17 protein-coding genes are annotated in these 19,793 nt (G+C 72.4%); 1 reads left to right on the plus strand and 16 read right to left on the minus strand.

All coding sequences use genetic code 11. From position 1 onward, the window contains the following. Positions 1 to 58 precede the first annotated feature (58 nt). Both AB4880_RS06060 and AB4880_RS06065 read right to left on the minus strand, forming a co-directional pair. On the minus strand, positions 59 to 832 hold the full coding sequence (locus AB4880_RS06060; protein ID WP_367918313.1) for a siderophore-interacting protein: 774 nt from the start codon (positions 830 to 832) through the stop codon (positions 59 to 61). Positions 833 to 866: 34 nt separating this feature from the next. Further along, on the minus strand, positions 867 to 1,292 hold the full coding sequence (locus AB4880_RS06065) for a DUF6916 family protein (protein WP_367918314.1): 426 nt from the start codon (positions 1,290 to 1,292) through the stop codon (positions 867 to 869). A 32-nt stretch (positions 1,293 to 1,324) separates the two neighbouring features. Here AB4880_RS06065 and AB4880_RS06070 point away from each other — a divergent pair, with 32 nt between their 5' ends. Then, on the plus strand, positions 1,325 to 1,630 hold the full coding sequence (locus AB4880_RS06070; RefSeq protein WP_367918315.1) for a DUF6916 family protein: 306 nt from the start codon (positions 1,325 to 1,327) through the stop codon (positions 1,628 to 1,630). Between the two features lie 11 nt (positions 1,631 to 1,641). On the opposite strand, the gene AB4880_RS06075 is transcribed toward AB4880_RS06070, so the two are convergent. The 14 genes from AB4880_RS06075 to AB4880_RS06140 form a co-directional block, all read right to left on the minus strand. Next, the gene (locus tag AB4880_RS06075) at positions 1,642 to 2,151 is read right to left on the minus strand and encodes a GNAT family N-acetyltransferase (protein WP_367918316.1); all 510 of its coding nucleotides are present in this window, start codon (positions 2,149 to 2,151) and stop codon (positions 1,642 to 1,644) included. A gap of 5 nt (positions 2,152 to 2,156) precedes the next feature. Further along, positions 2,157 to 2,684: a phage tail protein gene (locus tag AB4880_RS06080; protein WP_367918317.1), complete on the minus strand. Its 528-nt coding sequence runs from the start codon at positions 2,682 to 2,684 to the stop codon at positions 2,157 to 2,159. A 9-nt stretch (positions 2,685 to 2,693) separates the two neighbouring features. Then, a complete protein-coding gene (locus AB4880_RS06085; RefSeq protein ID WP_367918318.1) occupies positions 2,694 to 3,221 on the minus strand; it encodes a phage tail protein in 528 nt (175 codons plus the stop codon). 11 nt (positions 3,222 to 3,232) lie between these two features. Next, complete coding sequence (locus tag AB4880_RS06090; protein WP_367918319.1) at positions 3,233 to 3,733, minus strand: phage tail protein; 501 nt, start codon at positions 3,731 to 3,733, stop codon at positions 3,233 to 3,235. Between the two features lie 61 nt (positions 3,734 to 3,794). Then, complete coding sequence (locus tag AB4880_RS06095) at positions 3,795 to 9,857, minus strand: Ig-like domain-containing protein (RefSeq protein WP_367918320.1); 6,063 nt, start codon at positions 9,855 to 9,857, stop codon at positions 3,795 to 3,797. 135 nt (positions 9,858 to 9,992) lie between these two features. Next, on the minus strand, positions 9,993 to 11,279 hold the full coding sequence (locus AB4880_RS06100; protein ID WP_367918321.1) for a class I SAM-dependent methyltransferase: 1,287 nt from the start codon (positions 11,277 to 11,279) through the stop codon (positions 9,993 to 9,995). Next, the gene (locus AB4880_RS06105) at positions 11,276 to 12,643 is read right to left on the minus strand and encodes an FAD-binding oxidoreductase (protein WP_367918322.1); all 1,368 of its coding nucleotides are present in this window, start codon (positions 12,641 to 12,643) and stop codon (positions 11,276 to 11,278) included. Before AB4880_RS06105 ends, AB4880_RS06100 begins: the two co-directional genes overlap by 4 nt. Before the next feature lie 67 nt (positions 12,644 to 12,710). After that, complete coding sequence (locus tag AB4880_RS06110; RefSeq protein WP_367918323.1) at positions 12,711 to 13,325, minus strand: response regulator; 615 nt, start codon at positions 13,323 to 13,325, stop codon at positions 12,711 to 12,713. Next, a complete protein-coding gene (locus AB4880_RS06115; protein WP_367918357.1) occupies positions 13,322 to 14,398 on the minus strand; it encodes a sensor histidine kinase in 1,077 nt (358 codons plus the stop codon). Before AB4880_RS06115 ends, AB4880_RS06110 begins: the two co-directional genes overlap by 4 nt. Positions 14,399 to 14,424: 26 nt before the next feature. Then, positions 14,425 to 15,213, minus strand: a complete 789-nt coding sequence (locus AB4880_RS06120) for an ABC transporter permease (RefSeq protein WP_367918324.1) — start codon at positions 15,211 to 15,213, stop codon at positions 14,425 to 14,427. Beyond that, the gene (locus AB4880_RS06125; protein WP_367918325.1) at positions 15,210 to 16,115 is read right to left on the minus strand and encodes an ABC transporter ATP-binding protein; all 906 of its coding nucleotides are present in this window, start codon (positions 16,113 to 16,115) and stop codon (positions 15,210 to 15,212) included. The genes AB4880_RS06120 and AB4880_RS06125 overlap by 4 nt, the downstream gene beginning before the upstream one ends. Before the next feature lie 185 nt (positions 16,116 to 16,300). Further along, complete coding sequence (locus tag AB4880_RS06130) at positions 16,301 to 16,645, minus strand: cytidine deaminase-like protein (protein WP_367918326.1); 345 nt, start codon at positions 16,643 to 16,645, stop codon at positions 16,301 to 16,303. 58 nt (positions 16,646 to 16,703) lie between these two features. Continuing rightward, entirely contained in the window at positions 16,704 to 18,329 is a 1,626-nt protein-coding gene (locus AB4880_RS06135) for an amidohydrolase (RefSeq protein ID WP_367918327.1), read from the minus strand. Then, positions 18,326 to 19,684: an APC family permease gene (locus AB4880_RS06140; RefSeq protein WP_367918328.1), complete on the minus strand. Its 1,359-nt coding sequence runs from the start codon at positions 19,682 to 19,684 to the stop codon at positions 18,326 to 18,328. The genes AB4880_RS06135 and AB4880_RS06140 overlap by 4 nt, the downstream gene beginning before the upstream one ends. Positions 19,685 to 19,793 lie beyond the last annotated feature (109 nt).

Genomic DNA, 19,793 nt, shown 5'->3' on the forward strand with positions numbered 1-19,793 from the left:
TCGTCGTCGTCGTCGTCGAACTCCTCGTCGAGCTCGTCCTCGAAGTCGTTCTCGTCGTTCACTGCTCGGCTCCTTGCGCTGCGTCGTAGTCGGCCCAGATCTCCTCGTCGGACTTGCCGGCGGCCTTGCCGGCCCGCCAGATCGGGCCCGGGTCGACCGCGCGGGGCTGTCGCTGGGTGACCGAGCGCCAATAGCCCATCACGTCGTAGTGGGTGCTCGGGAGCCTCCGCTCCCGCATCAGGTGCTTGCGGATCGCGCGCATCTGCGCGGACTCGCCCGCCATCCAGAAGTAGCCCGGCCCCTCGGGCCAGTCGATCCCCTCGACCACCCCGGCAAGCGCGCTCCGCTCCCCCAGCGGCAGCCAGGTGACGTCGACGCCGGCCGGGAAGTAGTCGGGGATCCGGGAGTCGCCGGGCACCTCGGCGTAGATCCGGGTCGGGAGCGTGGCGCCGTTCTCGGCGGCGATCCGGGTCATCGCCGGCAGCGCGGTGAGGTCGCCGACGAGCAGCAGCCACTCCGCGTCGGCGGGCGGCAGGAAGGAGCCCTTGGCCTCGGTGAGCACGACCTGCTGGCCGACCGGGTCGCCGGACGCCCACTCGGTGACCAGGCCGATCTCGTGGACCACCACGTCGAGGACGAGGAGGCTGCCCTCGATCGAGCGGACCGTGTAGTAGCGGCTCTGGAACTGCCCGGGCACGACCAGCCCGATCCACTCGTCGGCGATGCCGGTCGAGACGAAGCCCGGGACGTCGAGGGTCAGGCGCACCAGGTGGGGCGTGATCTGCTCACGCGCCGCCACGGTCGCGTCGTACTGCTGGGCCCGGGTGCTCACGCTCCCAGGCTATCGGGATCCACCGGTACGGCGGTCAGCGGTTGTTGATCGTCGCCCGGTAGCGCCGCCGGGTGTCGTCGGTCGGCACCAGGAAGAGGGACGTCGCCTTGAACCGACGCCGCTGGAACGTGTACGTGCCCTGCTCCGGCCCGCGGCGCGGGGCGCTGAAGGTCAGCTCGAAGCTGCGGTTCGATCCCTGGGTGACGAGCGGGATGTCCGTCACCGAGACGAGCGTCATCTTGATCGCCGTCCCGGGCCCGGTCACGCGGAAGCGCTGCTTGCGCTGCTGCACGAACCGCTTGCGCCGGTAGAGCTTGGTCTCGCGGGTGTAGCGCGGCGCCGCCGGCCGGGCCGCCGGGGCGACCGGCGCGGCGCCGGCCAGGTCGGGCAGGCCGACGACGGCCACGGCCGCGCCGGTGGCACCGGTGGCGAGGACGGTACGGCGGGTCAGGTCGGTCATCGGATCTCCTGGCGGGGCCTTAGGCTTCGGGTGTGACTGGGTGGCTCGACTACGACGACTTCTCCGGGCGGGTGGGCGAGACCTTCGTGGCGACGCCCCTGGGTGACGAGGGGGCCGCGCCGGTGGCGCTCACGCTCGTCGACGCGACGCAGCACGACGCGCTCGGCGGCCCGGGACCGGACGGCGTCCAGCGCCGGCAGTTCTCGCTGGTGTTCGGCGGGCCGGCGGAGCAGCCGCTCGTCCAGTCCACCTACGACCTGGTCCACGACGGCCTCGGCACGATCGCGCTCTTCCTGGTACCGATCGGCGCGGGCCGCTACGAGGCGTCCTTCGCCTGAGCCGCGGGCGCTCACGGCGCCCGCCACTCGAGCAGCAGGTAGACGCCCTCGTCGGCGACCAGCCGGAAGCCGAGCCGCTCGTAGAGCCGCCGCGCCGGGTTGTGCGCCTCGACGTGCAGGCTGACCGTCCGGCCGCTCGCGGCCGCGCCGTCCAGGACGTCGGTCAGCAGCGCCCGGCCGAGCCCGGCGCCGCGATGCGCGGGCAGCAGCGCGATGTCGACCACGCGTACGTCGGCGTCGCCGCGGGCGAGCGTCAGCCGGCCGGCGGGCGCGCCGTCGACCTCGACGACGAGGAAGTCGCCGTCCGGGTGGGCCGCGCGGTACTGCCGCGTCTGCAGGTCGAGCTGCATCCGGACGAACAGCTCGCGCTGGCCCGGCGGCCAGGCCACCTGGTCGAGCTCGGCGGCGCGCGCGGCGTCGTACAGGGCGAGGAGGAAGGCGTCGTCCTCCGGCCCGACGGGGCGCAGCGTCACGGTGGCGGTCTCGGCGGTCTCGGCGGTCTCGGCGGTCTCGGCGGTCATGAGGCTCACGGTCGCGCCGGGAAGACGCCCTGGAGCGCGATGCAGAAGTTGAGGGTCAGGTAGGGCTGCATGTTGTTGTGCGGCAGCGAGCCGCCACTGATGCCGAGCGCGGTGGGCGCGAGGTACTCGCCGTTGGTCGGGCTCTGCTGGTAGAGCGTCCCGCCGGTCGACTGGGCGAAGCTCGCGAACTGGCTCGGCGTCGCGGTGTCGGCGCTCACCGGCGAGTCCGCGGCGAAGGCGTGCGCGTGCGACGGCATCTCCGACTGCAGCAGGGTGACGTACTCCGAGCCGCCCATCTCGCCGAGGTCGTAGAAGCTCAGACCCTGGCCCTGACCGGGCTGCAGCGGCACCGAGCCCTGCAGGTCGGGCAGCGCGAAGGTCGACTTGCCGTCGCCGCCGTAGGTCGTGCCGAGCAGCGAGAAGAGCGCGGTGTTCTGCGAGATCGGCATCAGCTGGCCGTGGCAGAACGCCCAGCCCTTGGGGGCGAAGTTGAAGGGGAAGATGCGGATCTCCGCAACGAAGGGGCTGCTCACGTCGTCGTCCTAGGTCTGCGAGGGGAAGATCCCGAAGAGGGAGATGATGAAGTTCATGCCCAGGTAGGGCTGCCGGTTCTCGTGCGGCTGGCTGCCCCCGGTCGGGGTGATCGCCGCGGCGTTGAAGTTGGCGCCGACCGGCCCTTCGTTGACGTAGGGCACGACGTTGAGCGACATCGCCGGCAGGTTGCCCGACGGGCTGACCTGGTTGCCCGGCATCCCCGGCACCACGGTGAAGCCGTGCCGGTGCTGCGGGATCTGGTTGGTGCTCAGCGTCACCGTCTCGACACCGCCGGTCTCGCCGATCTGGTAGGTGCTGCCCGTTCCGCTCAGCGTGCCCTGGTGGTTCGGCACCCGGCTGGCCAGGTTCGGCAGCTGGAAGGTCTCCTGGCCGTCACCGCCGTACGTGGTGCCGATGAGCTGGAAGAGGACCTCGTTCTCGGAGATCGGCAGCGTCTGCCCCTGGCAGAACAGCCAGCCGTTCGGGGCGAAGTTGCCGGCGAACAGCCGGATCTCACCGACGAAGGGTTGTCCCATGACAGCGCTCCTCAGGTCTGGCTCGGGAAGATGCCCTGCAGCGCGATGCAGAAGCTGATGGTCAGGTAGGGCTGCCGGTTCTCGTGCGGCTGCGAGCCGCCGACCGGGCCCACGGTCTCCGGGAGGAGGGTCGTGGTCGCGCCACTGCTGCGATAGGCGTTGTTGGCGCCGCCCAGGTAGTTGTTCGCGGGGGCGACGGTGCCGCCGGTGGCGGCCGTCGACACCTTCACCTGGTGCGTGTGCGCCGGCATCGTCGACGCGTTGATGGTCACCGACTCCGCTCCCCCGGTCTGGCCGAGGGTGTAGCCGTTGCCGAAGTGGATCGGCACCCGGCCGCGCAGGTCGGGCAGCGCGAAGTTGGTCTGTCCGTTGCCGCCGTACGTCGTGCCGAGCAGCGAGAACAGCGCCTGGTTCTGGTTGATCGGCAGGAGCTGCCCGTTGCACAGCGCCCACCCCTTCGGCGGGAAGTTGAAGGACATCAGCCGGATCTCCGAGAGGAAGGGCTCGCTCACGGGTGCTCCTCTCCGGCGCGCTCGCGCCGTCGTACGGTCGGGGGTTCGGGGGCGCGGCCGGTCACGGCCAGGCCAGGGCGGGACAGGTGCCGCCCGGGTAGCCGCCGCCACCCGTCGCCACGGAGTTGGACGCGAGGACGTCGGCGCCGCTGTTCTGCGCCACCAGGTAGGCCGCGACCGCGGTGTTGTCGTTGTTCGCCCCGCCGTAGCCCGCGAGCCGCAGCGTGGTCGCCATCCGCTGACGCAGCCAGATGTCGTAGTTGACCGACAGCGCCGGGTTGCCGTCCGCGCCGCTGGCGCCGAGCGTGTTGCCGGAGATGTCGGCGCACGCCTGGAAGGTGTCGCCCGTCGTGATGCCCAGGTTGAAGTGGACGCCCTGCTTCGGCGCCGGCAGCGAGCCGGCGTCGTTGCCGGGCTCCAGGATGGTGTTGCCGGTGATGATCGTCCGCAGCGTGCCGGAGTGCGGGTCGGGGCCGTCGCCGGCCGCGACCTCGATGCCGCGCAGGTTGTACTGGCGGATCGTGTTGCCGGTGACCGTCCAGTCCATGCTGCCGCCGCCGAGCTGCCACAGCTTGAGGCCGTCGCCGGCCAGCGAGCCCGAGTTGGCGGAGCCCGACTGACCGATCCGGTTGTTGGTGAACGAGCCGCGCTGCTTCGAGCTGCCCGCCCCCTTCGAGATCAGGACGGCGTTGCCCACCGCGCGACGGAAGTCGTCATTGGTGAACGTGTGGTCCAGCGGACCCGCGGCGCCGCCCTGGAAGACGAAGACCCCGCCGCCACCGGACGCGGTGCCGGAGTACTGGTCGTCGAACATCGTGTTGGTGACGGTCAGGTCGCCCGCACCGCTCGAGGAGTGGGTGAGTTGCAGCTGGTCGCCCTGCGCCCCGCGGAAGTCACCCTGGTCGACGGTGACCTTGAACGTCCCGCTGCCGCCGGACTCCAGCGACAGGGCGTCGTTCTGGGGCCGGGCGCCGGAGACCGCGAAGGTCGCCCGGGTCAGGGTCAGCCGGTCGAGGTCGCCCGACGTGCCGTTGAGCACGCGGAGCGTGTCCTCGAGGCCGCCGGCCAGGTAGGTGTCCGTGACCGTCGGGCTGCCGGTGAGGTTGGTCAGCACGACCGCCGCCTCGTCGTACGGCGCGACCGCGTTGTCGCCGTTGGTCCCGTTGACCAGCACGTGGTCGAGCACCAGGCCACGCGTCGCGTCGCCGCGGATCGCGTAGTTGGTCGCGTCGTGGATCCACATCCGGGTCAGCGAGGGCGCCTTGGTGTCGGTCAGGACCACGCCGGTGCCGGCGGGCGTCGTACCGGCGTCGTCGCCGCCGGTCGAGCTCGCGATCTCACCGCCGGTGCAGCCGGCCGTGCTGCCCTGGGTGCAGGCGGCCGAGCCGGTGCCGGTGACGGCGAGAGACCCGTTGTTGCCGGTGCTGGCGAGCAGGATGCCGTTGGGTGCGCCGTTGGAGCTGATCCGCTGGAAGGTCGCGCCGTCACTGTGGATGCCGGTGTTCTGGATGCGCAGCGCGCGACCGGTGCCGGTGGTGATCGTGTTGCCGGCGCCGGTGACCGCGACGGTCCCGCTGTCGCCGACGTCGATGCCCTTGCCGGTGGTCGTGGCGACGGCCAGCCCGCCGCCGTCGAGGCGCAGGGTGTGCCCGGGGCTGGTCGTCATCTCGACGCCGGTCGCCGCGCCCGTGCTGAGGCTGCTGTTGGCGCCGCCGAGGACGGTGCTGCCGCCGGTGTTGCCGGAGACGAGGATGCCGCCCCCGGCGTCGGCGCCGTCGGTGATCCGGCCGTTGACGGTGACCGCGGACGCGCCACTGGTCCGGCCGTGCACCTCCACCGAGTAGGCGCCCGCGCCGTCGGTGATCGCACCGGGGTAGCTGATGGCGCCGGTGCCGCCGCTGACGTAGAACGCGGTGCCCGTGGCGCCGCCGATCGTGCCGCTCGCGACGGAGACGCTGCCGGTGCCCATCCCGGTGAGGGTGATGCCGCGGGAGGCGCTGGCGGACGACTGGACCGTGTTGAGGGACAGGCTGGTGGCGCTGGCGCCGTTGACGTCGATCGCCGGCCCGCCGGAGGCGTCGACGACGCCGTCGAGCGCGCCGGGGACGGAGACGCCCGAGACGCTCTGCAGGGACAGCGCGGCCGTCGGGCCGCCGGTCGTCTGCAGGTGGACCTTGTCGAGCTCGAGGGAGCCGGTGGTGTTGACCAGGCTGATGCCGCCCGTGGTGGAGCCGGTGGCCCGGACCTGGTCGAGCACGCTCGCGTTGAACGTCGTGGTGCCGCTCGCCGCGAGCGCCTTGGCGCCGACGGTGTTGATCGTGACGCCCGACACGAAGCGGACCGTGCCGGCCGACGTCAGCTGGATGCCGACCGCGGCCGCGCCCGGGGAGGTGGCGGCCGAGCTGTCGACCGCGACGTCGGTGAGCGTGAAGGTGCCGGTCGTGCTGGTCAGCCCGATGCCGGGGGCGACACCGGGAGTGCCGGTGTCGGTCACCTGGACGTCGAGCAGAGTGCCGCCGGAGACGGCGTTGCCGGAGATTCCGCCGCCGCCGAGCGGGTTGACCCGCAGACCGGTGACGGTGTTGCCCGTACCCAGCCGGACCACGTCGCCCGTGCTCGACGTCAGGGTCGGGCGGGCGGTCGCGTCGGCCGGGGCGAGCACGTCGCTGCCGACCTGGAGCGCGACCGCGGAGCCGACCAGCCGCTGGCCGGACTGCAGCGTGATGCCGCCGGCGTAGGTGGTGGTGCCGGTCGCGCCGGTCACGTAGAGGGTGTCGCCCGGCTTGGAGAAGGTCTGCGCCTGGACGAGGGCCGTGAACGGCGAGGTCGCCGAGCCGGAGCCGGACGCTCCGCTGTTGTCGACGTACCAGACGCAGCCGGAGACGGCGATCTGGACGGTGCCCTGGCTGCTCTTCGGGTCGGTGGCGTCCTGGTCGGTCACCGCGAACGGGAAGCTGTCGCTGGCGGTCGTGCAGCCGACCGGCGGCTGGTAGACGAAGTCGCCGTCGGCCTGGACCGTGACCGTGCCGCCCTGCGCGGTGGCCGTCGTACCGGGCACGACCGCGAACGGGCCGGCGGAGTCGACGTCCGTGGTGCCGGCGAGCAGGTTGCCGGTGACCGTCTTGTGGGCGCTGCTCACGCTCGGCGCCGGGTCGCTCGCGTCGTCGACGACGAGCGGGGTGTTGCCGACGGCCGACTTCGCCGCGTCGAACGTCTTGCCGGTGACCACGGGCGCGTCGTTGACGCAGGTGACCGTGACCCGGACGGTCGCCGTCGGGCCGCCGTTGACCCGGTAGTCGAAGCTGTCGCGGTCGGTGCCCGGCGGGTCGTTGCAGTAGTCGGGCGCGGGCGCATAGGTCAGGCCCGAGCCGGTGACGACGACGCTGCCGTGGGCGGGCTGGACGACGCTCGTGACGACCAGCGGGTCGTCGACGTCGGTGTCGTTGGCGAGGACGTCGATCGGCGTCGCGACGGCGTCCTCGACGACCGTCGCGCTGTCGTCGACGAGCACCGCCGGGTCGTCGACGCAGGTGACCGTGACGGACACCGTCGCCGTCGCCGTGCCGTTGATCTCGTAGCTGAACGAGTCGAGCGCCGTGCCCGGCGGAGTGGTGCAGTAGTTCGCGTCCGGCGTGTAGGTCACCGTGTCGCCGGCGAGGTGAACCGTGCCGTGCTGGGCCGTGCCGACGTCCGTGACGTGCGGGGCCGGGCCGTCGACGTCGACGTCATTGGCCAGCACGTCGACCGGCGTCGCCGCGGCGTCCTCGAGCACCGTCATCGTGTCGTCGTGCGCGACCGGCGCGTCGTCGACGCAGGTGACGGTGACCGTGATCGTCGCCGACGAGCCGCCGACGAGGGTGTAGTCGAACGTCTCGAGCGTGGTGCCGGGCGGGTTGTTGCAGTAGTTCGCGTCCGGGACGTAGTGGACGGACGTGCCATCGGTGGTCGCGGTGCCGTGCGCCGGGTCGGCCACGCCGGCGATGACGAGCGGCGACTCGCCGACCAGGTCGTTGGCCATGACGTCGATGTCGACCGGGGTGTCCTCGGTGGTCGTCTTGCTGTCAGCCACCGCGACGCCCTGGTCGGTGACGCAGGTGACCGTCATGCTCACCGTGGCGGAGGGGCCACCGTCGACGGTGTAGGTGAAGTCGTCGGTGCTGCCACTCGTGCAGAAGTCGGCGTCGGGCTCGTAGGTCAGGCCGGTGCCGCCGCCGGTGATGACGACGGTGCCGTTGGCCGGCTGGGTGACCGCCACGATGGTGATCGGGTCGCCGTCGGCGTCGCTGTCGTTGGCGAGGACGTCGACCGCGGTCGGGCCGTCGTCCTCGGTGACCGTCGCGGCGTCGTCCTGGAGGACGGGCTCGTCGTCCACGCACGTGACGTCGACCGAGACCGGCACCGTGTTGCCGCCGGCGACGGTGTAGTCGAAGGTGTCGGGCGTGCCGCCCGACCCGGTGTTGCAGTAGTTCGCGTCGGGGGCGTAGGTCAGCCCGGTGCCGCCGCCGGTGATGACCACCGTGCCGTGGTCCGGCTGGGTGACGCTCGCGATCGACAGCCCGGCGTCACCGACGGTGTCGTTGGCGAGGACGTCGATCGCCGTCGCGCCCGAGTCCTCGGCGACCGTGGCGCTGTCGGCCTTCGCGACGGAGGGGTCGAGCGTGCAGACGACCGAGATCGTCACGTGCGCGGCGACGCCGTTGACCTCGTAGCCGAAGTCGACCGCGCGGATGTCCGGCGGCGCGCAGCTGCCCGGCGTGTAGATCAGGCTGCCGCCACCCGGCGCGATCACGAGCGTGCCGAAGGCGACCGGGCCGGAGACGGAGGTGATGAGCAGCGGGCTGTCGACGTCGCTGTCGTTGGCCAGGACGTCGAGCACGGTCGCGCCGTCGCTCTCGTCGAGGACATAGCCGTCGTCGACGGCGTCGGCAGCGTCGTCGACGCAGGTGACCGCGACCCGCACGGTGGCGGTCGCGCCGCCGGGCGTGAGCGTGTAGGTGAAGCTGTCGCGCGTGCCGCTCGGCTGGCTGTTGCAGTAGTTCGCGTCGGGCTCGTAGGTGAGGCCCGTGCCGCCGCCGGTGACGACGACCGTGCCGTGGTCCGGCTGGGTGACGGAGTCGATGGTGAAGGTGTCGCCGTCGGCGTCGCTGTCGTCGGCGAGGACGTCGACCGCGGTCGCGCCGGCGTCCTCGGCCAGGCTCGCGGTGTCGTCGACCGCGACCGGGTCGTCGTCGACGCAGGTGATGTCGACCGTCACCGTGCCGGTGGCGGTGCGGCCGCCGTCGGAGACGGTGTAGCCGAAGCGCCCGGCCGCCGGGCCGCACAGGTCGGGGGTCGGCGTGAAGCGGATGCTGCCGCCGCTGATCGCCACGGTGCCGCCGACAGCGCTGCCGACCGCGGTCACGGTCAGGGCGTCGCCCTCGGGGTCGGTGTCGTTGGCCGCCGGGCTGCCCGCGCCGCTGAGCGGCAGCACCAGGTCGGCGTCCTCGGTCGTCGTCTGAAGGTCGTCGACCGCCGTCGGAGCCTGGTTGCCGGGCTTCGGCGGGACCGGCTTGGTCGGCGCGCAGTCCTTGCCGACCTGGTCGCTGCCCGCTCCCACCGCCTTGTCGGAGCCGTCGCCGCACGCGAGTCCGTCGCGCCCGGGGCCGCCGTCGAGGACGTCGTCGCCGGACTTGCCCCAGAGCTGGTCGCGGCCGGGTCCGCCGTACAGCCGGTCGTTGCCCGCGCCGCCGCGCAGGCCGTCGTCGCCCGATCCGCCGTAGAGGGCGTCGTCGCCGCCACCGCCGCGCAGCCGGTCGCCGCCGGCGCCGCCGTACAGCCGGTCGTTGCCCGCGCCGCCCCAGAGGACGTCGTCGCCCGGGCCGCCGTACAGGACGTCGTCGCCGTCGCCGCCGCGCAGGATGTCGTCGCCGCCGCGGCCGCGCAGGATGTCGTTGCCGCCCATGCCGCAGAGGACGTCGCGGCCCGGTGTGCCGACCAGGACGTCGGCGCCGGGGGTGCCGACGATGGTGCAGGTGCTCCGTCGCTCGGCCGGCGCCGCGGCCTGCGCCTGGGCCGGGATCCAGGTGACGCCGAGAACGGCGACCCCCGTCCAGACCGCCGTCTTCATCGCACGCCTGAGCGTCATGCCACCCCGTCCATCCTCGGAAGCACCCTCTTCCCCAGCGGGCATGGTGGCAGGAAGCCCGGGTGCGGCGTGGCAGAACGGGACGACCCGGGACTTAGTCCCGGGTCGTCCCGTCTCGATGTCGCCAGGTGGCGGTCAGAACTCGTGGCGCAGCGGGTATCCCGACGCGCCGTCGACGGTCTTGGTGGCGAGCACGTGGTGGAGCTGGATCTCGTTGCGCTCGAACGCGATCCGCGAGCCCACCATGTAGAGGCCCCACACGCGGGCGGTGCCCTCGTCGGTCTCGGCGACGCAGGCGTCCCAGTTGTCGGCGAGGTTCTTCGACCAGCCGGCGAGGGTCTTGGCGTAGTGGACCCGGAAGTTCTCGTGGTGGTGCACCTCGAGACCGGCGTCCTCGACCGCGCGCACGATCGTGCCCGATCCGGCGAGCTCTCCGTCGGGGAAGACGTAGCGGTCGATGAAGGCGCCCGCCGACGGCCTGCCCTGGTTGTCGTGCCGGGTGATGCAGTGGTTGAGCATCCGGCCCTGCGGCTTGAGCTTGTCGTGGATGAACCCGAAGTACGCCGGGTAGTTGTCGACGCCGATGTGCTCGGTGAGGCCGATCGAGCTGACCGCGTCGAAGTCGCCCTCGGTGACGTCGCGGTAGTCGGAGTGGCGCACCTCGGCGAGGTCGTCGAGGCCCTGCCGCTTGATCTCCTCCTGCGCCCAGGTCGCCTGCTCACGCGACAGCGTCACGCCGAGCGCGCGGACGCCGTAGTGCTTCGCCGCGTGGCGCACCATGCCGCCCCAGCCGCAGCCGAGGTCGAGCAGCCGGTCGCCGGCCTTGAGGTCGAGCTTGCGGCAGATCAGGTCGTACTTGTAGTCCTGCGCCTCCTCGAGCGTGGCGTCCTCGGTCGGGAAGACCGCGCAGGTGTAGGTCATCGACGGCCCGAGCACGTGCTCGTAGAAGATGTTGGAGACGTCGTAGTGGTGGTGGATCGCGTCGGCGTCGCGCTCCTGCGAGTGGCGGCCCCACTTGTTGAGCGAGCGCAGGCCCTCGAGCCGGTGCCGCCAGCCGGGCAGATGCTCCTGCGGCGGCGGGGGCGGCGGGATCAGGTGGCTGATGCCGAGCTCGCGGATGATGCCGACCAGCTCGGTGGGCTTCGGGATGCCGAAGTCGGTGCTGTCCTTGAGCAGCGAGAACGCCGCGTAGGGGTCGCCCGGGTGGACGCCGTGGAGCAGCAGGTCGCCGGCCACGTAGGCGCGGGCCAGGCCCAGGTCGCCCGGCGCCGTCATGATGTAGGAGAGCCCGCGCTCGTTGACGAGCTCGAGCCCGTAGGGCTGGTCGAGAGCCCCGGCCTCACTGCCGTCGTAGGCCTTCAACCAGATCGGAAGCCCGCCTGGGAACAGGGACGCGATCGTGGGTGCGATCCCCTTGCTCATCTGCTCTTCACCGCCTTGTCATAGAGATTCGTCAGTCGGTCATCAGGATCGAAGTGGCGCTTCACCTCGTCGAGGTGGGCCGTGTTGTAGAGCGCGTCGAAGGTCGGCCGGTCGTAGAACGCCTCGGAGTAGAGCGACTTGTGGCCCCCGAGCTCGTGGACCTTGGCCTCGATCGCACGGTTGCGCGGGGCGTCGACGCGGTCGGGGCCGACGTGGACCGTGCCCCAGAAGCCGATGTTGACGTAGAGCTTGCCGGGCTCGAGCGGGTAGACCGGCCACGAGCGCTGGGCGACGAGCGGGCACAGCCAGACCGGCCGCATGCCGATCTCGTCGTCGAACCAGGTGAGGAACTCGCCCAGCCGCTCGACCGGGACCTCGACGTCCTGCACCACGCGCTCGCGCAGCGGCCGGCCGGCACGGCGGTCGAGCCGGTCGGCGATGTCGAAGCGGCGATCGAGCTTGAGCAGCTTCATGTAGACGTCGGAGCGCCGCAGCGAGCGCGGCCAGACCTTGCGCAGCCGCGGGTTCTGCGCGCCGAAGGCGCCCGAGCACCAGAACCAGTCGGTGTCCCAGCGCCACAGATAGTCGTACGCCGTGAGCCGGTCACGGTCGCACGTCTGCAGCGACCGGTAGTAGATCTTCTCGCCCGCGTAGTCGGACGTCGGACCGGGCTCGTGGGTCCAGCGCGCGAGCGTGAGGACGTGCTCACCGGGGCCGAAGGAGACGCCGTCGAGGCCGTGGACCGGCTCGCCGTCGTACTCCTGGGTCGCGGCGATCTCGGCGATCGTCTTGCTCAGCAGCTCGACGTCGTCGAAGCGCACGTGCCGCAGCGCGACGTAGGGCGGCACCGGCTCGAGGCGGATCCGCAGCCGGGTGGCGTAGCCGAGCGAGCCGTAGGAGTTGGGGAAGGCGTCGAAGAGCTCGTCGCCCGGGCGGGTGGTGACCAGCTCGCCGGCGCCGGTGAAGACGTCCATCTCGAGCACGGACTCGTGGGGCAGCCCGAGCCGGAAGCTGGTCGACTCGATGCCGAGACCGGTGACCGCGCCGCCGAGGGTGATCGTGCGCAGCTGCGGCACGACATAGGGCACCAGGCCGTGGGGAAGGGTCGCGTCGACGAGGTCCTCGTAGGTGCACATGCCCTGCACCTCGGCGATCGGCCCGTCGGGGCTGTCGGGCACGACCTCGATGACGCCGTCGAGGCCGCTGACGTCGAGGCCGGGGGTGTCGCTCGCGGCGCGGGCGCGGAAGAGGTTGGTCGTGCGCTTCGCGAGACGCACGGGCTGTCCTGGGGGGATCGCCGAGAAGGAGCTGGCGAGCCGCTGAACGGCCCGCTCGTGCTCCGACCAGGCCGCACGGTTTGCCATGTCGATCAACCTACTCCTGTCCGGGGACAACGTGGCGAGGGGATGGTTGACGTGCCTCAACCACCGCCTAGAGCCAACCATTCCCGTCGGCCAAGATCACCGCCTCGGTGCGGTTGCTCGCCCCGGTCTTGCCGATCGCCGACGACAGGTGGTTGCGGACCGTCCCCTCCGACAGGAACAGCGCGGCAGCGATGGCCGCGACCGAGCCGCCGTCGCGCGCGGCCCGCAGGACGTCGGTCTCCCGCGCGGTCAGCGGCGACTCGCCGCTGACCAGGGAGTCGGTGGCGAGCGCCGGGTCGACGACGCGCAGCCCCTGCTGCACGCGCCGCACGGCGTCGGCGAGCTGCGACGCGGGCGTGTCCTTCACGACGAAGCCCGAGGCGCCGGCCTGCAGCGCCCGCCGCAGGTAGCCGGGCCGGCCGAAGGTGGTCACGATCAGCACGCGGGTGCCGGGTGAGGCGGCGCGGACCTCGGCACACGCGGCGATGCCGTCCATGCCGGGCATCTCGACGTCGAGGAGCGCGACGTCGGGGCGCAGCTCGCGGGCCACCTCGATCGCCTCCTCCCCCGTGCCGACCTCGGCGACCACCTCGAGATCGGGCTCGAGGCTGAGCAGCGCCGACAGCGCACCCCGCACCAGCGCCTGGTCGTCGGCGAGCAGCAGGCGGATCGTCGTCGTCATTCGACGACCACCGCCAGCGACCAGCCGGGATCGAGCTTCGTGGTCACCAGCCGCGCACCCACGGCCGTCGCGCGCTCCTGCAGGCCGGTCAGGCCGGAGCCGCGCGGCGCCGCGGTCGTCGGGCCGGGGCCGTCGTCGCGGACCTCGGCCCGGGCCGGGCCGAGGACGACCTCGCAGTGGCGCGCGCCGGAGTGGCGGATCACGTTGGTGACCCCCTCGCGGACGGTCCAGGCGAACAGCTCGCGCAGCTCGGTCGGGACGTCGTCGGTGCTGTTGGGCAGCGTCGCCTCGATCTCCGCGGCGCCGAGCGCGGTGCGTGCGCGGGCCAGCTCGCCGGGCAGGGTGAGGTCGCGATAGCCCTCCACCGCACGCCGTACGTCGGCCAGCGCGTCGCGGCTCAGCCGCTCCAGGTCGGCCAGCTCGGCGCGGGTGCGCACCGGGTCGACGTCGATCAGCCGGCCGGCCAGCTCGGCCTTGATCGTGATCACGGTCAGCGAGTGGCCGAGGATGTCGTGCAGGTCGCGGGCGAACCGGGTGCGCTCGTTCTCGACCGCGAGCTCGGCGTTGCGCTGGTGGGCGGCGATCAGCTCGGCGTTGCGGCCGATGATGGTGCGCATCCCGAACACCGCGAGCGACGCGGCGATGACGCCGAACGCGACGCCGAACTCGACCTGCCAGCCGGGCAGCAGGCCCAGCAGCACCGACCCGACGGCGATCGCGACGACGGTCGGCGCCGCCCACCGGAAGGACATCACCATCACCACGGCGACCGCGATGTAGACCGCGCAGGCGATGCCGGGCTCCCCCAGCAGCACGGTCATCAGCACGCCGAGCGCCGAGAGGACCAGCAGGAGCGGCGTCCCGCGGCCCTGCGGCTCGGCGCGCATCCGCCACCACAGGGCCATGTAGACCACGGCGAAGGCGACCGTCGCGGCCACGCCCGCGAGACTGCGGACGTGGTCGTGGTCCTGGAGCCCGGCGCGGATCGGGTCGATCAGGAAGAAGAGCCAGATCGCGGCGAACCACGGACCGCGCCGTCCCACCGAGGACGGCACGGTCGGGTCGCTGCTCATGGTGCTCACGTTAGCCACCTCCGGGGTCACACCCGGGCGGTGTCCTTGCTCATCCGCCAGGCCGCGCCGGCGACGAAGAGCGCGCACCAGCCGATCGCGTTGACGATCGCGTACCACGGCAGCTCGTGGGTGAGCGGGGCGCGCACCACCTCGGCGACGCCGTACATCGGCGTCCAGTAGGCGATCAGCTGGACGGTGTGCGCGTACTGGCTCAGCGGGATGAACAGGCCGCCGAGGAAGGACAGCAGGGCCAGGCCGGGGCCGAGGATCTGCATGGCGTTCTCACCGGGCACGACGTAGCCGACGAAGACGCCGAGCGCGGCGAAGGTCATCGTGCAGATGAGCGCGAGCGCCGCGCACTGCAACCAGGTGCTGACGGGCATGTCGGCCTTGCCCTGCAGCACGCCGATGAGGTTGACCATGAAGATCGCCAGCGCGCCCATGACCAGGGCGACGAACGCCTTCATCAGGATGTAGGCGACCGGGTGCAGGGGCGTCAGCCGGAGCTGGCGCGACCAGCCGAGGGCCCGCTCCATGGCGACCATCGAGCCGCCGGCGGCCGCGGTGAGCGCGGCGCCGTACATGGCCATCGAGGCGAGGATGTAGGCGGCGACGTTGCCGACGCCCGCGCGGTCGTTCCACCCGGACTGGGCGCCGAAGCTCAGGGTCAGCGCGGCCGGCAGGAACAGCGTGAAGATGACGGTACGGCGGTTGCGCAGCATCCGGCGCAGCTCGATGCCGAGGACCGTCGCGTTGAGCCCGCCCAGCCGCGGGACACGGCGCCGGGTGGGGTCGATGGTCTGGACGGTGCTCATGCGGGTTCTCCTGTCAGGCTGAGGAACGCCTCTTCGATGCCCTTGGCGGTGATCTCCACGTCGCGGGCGGGGGTCTCGGTGAGGAGGTAGCGGGCGACCGCGTCGCTGTCCTTGGCGTGGATGGTCACGGACTCGCCGCGGACCTCCACGTGGTCGACGCCGCCGACGGCGGTGATCGCGTCGACCGTCTCCTGGGTCGGGCTGGGCAGCCAGGCCCGGATGGTGCGACCGGACGCGAGCGCGCGGATCTGCGGGCCGGTGCCGTCGGCGACGACCTGGCCCTTGCTGATCAGCACGATCCGGTCGGCGTACTGGTCGGCCTCTTCGAGATAGTGCGTCGCGAACATGACCGTGCGGCCGCTCTGCGCGTCGTCCCGGATGGCGCTCCAGAAGGCGCGCCGGCCCTCGACGTCCATGCCCGTCGTCGGCTCGTCGAGCAGGAGCAGGGCCGGGTCGGACAGCAGCGCCATCGCGAACCGCAGCCGCTGCTGCTCACCGCCCGAGCACTTGCCGACCTTGCGGGCCGCCAGCTCCCCGATGCCGGCCCGCTCGAGCACCTCGTCGACCGGACGGCTGTCGGCGAACAGGCTCGCCGTGTAGGCGACCGTCTCGCGCACGGTGAGGTCCTTGAGCAGCCCGCCGGTCTGCATGACCGCCGAGACCAGGCCGCGCGCGATCGCCTTGCGGGGATCCATGCCGAGCACCTCGACCGAGCCGGACGTCGGCCGGCTCAGGCCCAGCACCATGTCGATGGTCGTGGTCTTGCCCGCCCCGTTGGGGCCGAGGAAGGCCACGATCTCGCCCGGGTGCAGGTCGAGGTCGATCCCCCGCACCGCCCGGACGGCGCCGAAGTCCTTGGTCACCCCGGCCAGCCGGACGGCCGGAGTCGTGTTCGTCGTCATGCCCCCAGCCTGGCGGCCACCACACGCCTGCTCCTCTGGCAGGCGTCATGACCCAGCCATGACATCTGTCACGGGGTCCCCCGGTCTCACCCGGCATTTCCGTCGCATCTCGCGGGAGATGACAGCAGGAATGCCGGGTGAGACCGGGGAACCGTGAGCGCCGGGTCAGGCGGGGTCAGGTGGTTTCAGGCGGGGTGGGTCGCGGCGATCGTGCCGCGCGCGTCGCCCACGTGGACGACGACGCCGTTCGCGCCCGCGAAGTCGCTCAGCACCGCGGCATCCGGCTCGGTCAGGTCGTGCGCCTCGCCCAGCACCACGCACGCGTCGACGCCGGTCGACCCCGAGGCGACCGCCATCGCGACCACCGCCTGGACCGCGGTGAGCTGCAGCGACGGCAGGTCGACGGTCGCGGCGGCGTAGGTGCGGCCGTCGGTGTCGCGGACGGCGGCACCCTCGGCGGCCTGGATCCGGGCGCGGGTGGCGCGGGCGAGGGTGACGAGCTTCTGGTCCTCGGTGGAGAGGTCGGGCATGGGCCGATCATCCCAGAGGCGCGGACGGGGTCCGTGGCGGGACCGGCGCCGCCGGGTCTCAGGCCCGGTAGACCCGCTCCCCCGCGACCCAGGTCTCGCCGACCGCGACCGACGCGAGCTTGGCCGGCGCGACGCCGTACGGGTCCTGGTCGAGGACGACGAGGTCGGCGAGCTTGCCCGGCTCGAGCGTGCCCCGGTCGTGCTCGGTGTGGACTGCGGCCGCGCTGCCGATCGTGTAGCCGCGGATCGCGTCGTCGACCGACACCGCCTCCTCGGGCTGCCACGGCGTCCCGCCGTCGAGCGGGGCCCGCGTCACCGCACACTGGACGCCGACCATCGGCTCCATCTCGGCGACGTTCCAGTCGCTCGAGAACGCCAGGACGGCGCCGTGCTCCTGCAGCGAGCGCAGCGGCCAGGCCTGGTGCCAGCGGCCCTCGCCGACCGCCTCGGCCCAGGCGTGGCCGGGTCCGGCGATCTCCGGGCTGGCGTGGCGCGGCTGCATGCAGGCGACGACGCCGAGCTCGGCGAACCGCGGCAGGTCGCTGCGGCGCAGGCATTCGACGTGGACGATCTGGTGCCGGGCGTCGCGGGGGCCGTTGGCGGCCCGGGCCGCCTCGACCGCGTCGAGGACCGTGGTGATGCCGCGGTCGCCGGTCGCGTGCACGAAGAGCTGGAAGCCGTCGGCGTCGAGCCGGGTGACGAGGTCGGCGAAGGCAGCCGGGTCGTAGTAGGTGCGGCCGCGGGTCCCCGGCTCGTTGGCGTACGGCTCGTGCAGGGCCGCGGTGTGCGGCTCGACGACGTCGTCGATGTAGAGCTTGAGCGGGCCGACGCGCAGCCGGTCGTCGGCGTACTCCTGCGCGAGGCGGGCGAACTCGGCGCGGTCGTCGTCCGTCGTCGTCGCCGGGTGGAACATCGCGAGCACGAGCCGCGGGCCGAGCCGCCCCTCCTCGCGCGCCCGGACGAAGAGCGCCAGGTCGTCGGGCGAGTTCTGCGGCTCGACGACGGTGGTGATCCCGCACGAGACGGCCAGGTCGAGGCTCGACAGCAGCCGCGCGTACTGCCGGTCGGGGCTCGCCCACGGCAGGCCGCGCTCCTTGAGGGCGCGCATGCCGTCACGCGACAGGCCCTTGACGGCGAAGTCCGCGACGAAGCCGGTGGGGCACCCGGAAGCGTCGAGCTCGGCCGTGCCGAACGGCTGGTCGGCCTCGGTCACGCCGAGCGCCGCGAGACCGGCGGTGTTGAGCCACAGCGTGTGCACGTCGTAGCTGAAGACGGCGGCCGGCCGGTCGGGCACGATCGCGTCGAGCATCTCGCGGGTCGGGTGCGCGCCGTCCTCGAGGCCGACATAGCCGTAGGCCTCGCCCTCGACCCAGCCGTCGCCGGGGTTCTCGGCGCACCAGGCGCGCAGCCGACGCGCGACCTCGTCGAGCGTCTCGGCGCCGGCCAGCTGCGCGCACGCGGCGTCCGAGCCGAGCCGCACGTGGTTGTGGGCGTCGACGAAGCCGGGCAGCACGGTGCGGCCGTCGAGGGCGATCACCTCGCGCGCCCGCCGTACGTCGTCGGGAGCGTCGGCCAGGTCGCCGACCCACGCGATCCGGTCGCCCGCGAGGGCGATGCTGTCGACGACCTCACGGTCGCCGGCGAGGGGGCGGACGACGCCCCCGGTCAGCAGGATGTCGATCATCGGTCCTCCTTGGCGTCGACGACGAAGTGCGTCGCCTTGCGGGGTTGCAGGTAGAGCTGGTCGTAGGCGAGCGCGGCGAGGACGATCCCGCCGACGATGAGCAGGTCGGTGCGCGCCGACTCCAGCAGCGCGTAGCCGACGCCGAGGATCACCAGCACCGGCGGGAAGGGCCACAGCGGCATCCGCCAGCCGGCGTGGGGCGTACGGCGGACCGCGAGGCCGCTGAACGCCAGCAGCAGGTAGACCGCCGAGACGGTGACCGAGGTGACGCCGAGCAGCGACTCGATGTCGACCAGGTAGGCCAGGAGCGCGCCGGGCAGGCTGATCACGAGGGTCGCCATGACCGGCGAGTTGAGCCGGGGGTGCAGCGTGCTGAGCCTCCGGTTGACCGGGTCGGGCCAGGCCCGGTCGCGCGCCGAGGCGTAGATGACGCGGCCGTTCTGCAGCACCATCACGATGACCGCGTTGAGGATCGCGACCGCGATGCCGACGCTGATCGCGGCGGACACGCGGGTGCCGGCCCAGGCGGTGACGAAGTCCGGGAAGGTGCCGGTCGCGAGATCGTGCAGGTCGCCGACGCCCAGGACCGTCGCGGCGGTCGGGACGGCGATGATCGCGGAGCCGACGAACAGCGAGCCGAAGACCGCGCGCGCGACATTGCGCCGCGGGTCGATGATCTCCTCGGCCAGGTAGGACGCCGTGCCGAACCCGTTGGCGACGAACATCGCGACGCCGAGCCCGGACAGCAGGATCCCCATCGTGAACGGCGTCAGGCTGCTGCCGTCGAGCGCCTGTGGGTGCCACAGGGTGCTCACCGGGCGCTCGGCGTGGGCGAAGCCGAGGTAGGCGACCATCGCGGCCGCGACGGTCTCGACGGCGAGGAAGGCACTGGTGACGACCGCGTTGGCCTTGATGTCGAGGATCGCCGTCCCGGTCGCGACGAGCATGACGACGGCCCCCGTCGCGGCGCGGTCGAGGTGCACGATCGGGGCGAGGTAGTCGGCGGTGCCGAGCGCGATCACCGGCGGGATGACGACGAGGGTCGCGGCGGTCAGCACGAAGGTGAGCCAGCCGAGGCGGCGGCCCAGCGTGTGGGTCACCATCGCGTACTCGCCGCCGGAGCTCGGCGTCCGGGTGCCGAGCTCGGCGTAGCAGGCGCCCACGCCGATGGAGACGACGACGCCGGCGAGGATCGTGAGCACCACGCCCGACCCCTGCGCGGCGAGCAGCGTCGGCACGATGATGAACAGGCTCGACGCCGGGGTGATGCAGGAGATGGTCAGCAGGATCGCGGCCTTGACCCCCAGCACCGGCTGGAGGGAGGGGACGGTCTGCGCGGAGGACACGCTGGTCATCGGCAACCTCGTTTGAACGGCATACAAATGTGGCGTGGACCACTGTGACTGAACAGTCAGTCAGCGTCAAGGGGTGTTCCACCCCGCGTCTCCCCGGCGCCGCCCGGCA

It is taken from the genome of Nocardioides ginsengisoli, assembly GCF_039537225.1.
GTDB lineage: Bacteria > Actinomycetota > Actinomycetes > Propionibacteriales > Nocardioidaceae > Nocardioides > Nocardioides ginsengisoli.

Excerpts from the sequence above, each read along its gene's own strand:
- AB4880_RS06110 (WP_367918323.1), bottom strand. The coding sequence starts at position 13,325 with ATGACGACGACGATCCGCCTGCTGCTCGCCGACGACCAGGCGCTGGTG.
- AB4880_RS06130 (WP_367918326.1), bottom strand. The coding sequence starts at position 16,645 with ATGCCCGACCTCTCCACCGAGGACCAGAAGCTCGTCACCCTCGCCCGC.
- AB4880_RS06140 (WP_367918328.1), bottom strand. The coding sequence starts at position 19,684 with ATGACCAGCGTGTCCTCCGCGCAGACCGTCCCCTCCCTCCAGCCGGTG.
- AB4880_RS06065 (WP_367918314.1), bottom strand. The coding sequence starts at position 1,292 with ATGACCGACCTGACCCGCCGTACCGTCCTCGCCACCGGTGCCACCGGC.
- AB4880_RS06095 (WP_367918320.1), bottom strand. The coding sequence starts at position 9,857 with ATGACGCTCAGGCGTGCGATGAAGACGGCGGTCTGGACGGGGGTCGCC.
- AB4880_RS06120 (WP_367918324.1), bottom strand. The coding sequence starts at position 15,213 with ATGAGCACCGTCCAGACCATCGACCCCACCCGGCGCCGTGTCCCGCGG.
- AB4880_RS06115 (WP_367918357.1), bottom strand. The coding sequence starts at position 14,398 with ATGAGCAGCGACCCGACCGTGCCGTCCTCGGTGGGACGGCGCGGTCCG.
- AB4880_RS06125 (WP_367918325.1), bottom strand. The coding sequence starts at position 16,115 with ATGACGACGAACACGACTCCGGCCGTCCGGCTGGCCGGGGTGACCAAG.
- AB4880_RS06085 (WP_367918318.1), bottom strand. The coding sequence starts at position 3,221 with ATGGGACAACCCTTCGTCGGTGAGATCCGGCTGTTCGCCGGCAACTTC.
- AB4880_RS06100 (WP_367918321.1), bottom strand. The coding sequence starts at position 11,279 with ATGAGCAAGGGGATCGCACCCACGATCGCGTCCCTGTTCCCAGGCGGG.
- AB4880_RS06075 (WP_367918316.1), bottom strand. The coding sequence starts at position 2,151 with ATGACCGCCGAGACCGCCGAGACCGCCGAGACCGCCGAGACCGCCACC.
- AB4880_RS06105 (WP_367918322.1), bottom strand. The coding sequence starts at position 12,643 with ATGGCAAACCGTGCGGCCTGGTCGGAGCACGAGCGGGCCGTTCAGCGG.
- AB4880_RS06135 (WP_367918327.1), bottom strand. The coding sequence starts at position 18,329 with ATGATCGACATCCTGCTGACCGGGGGCGTCGTCCGCCCCCTCGCCGGC.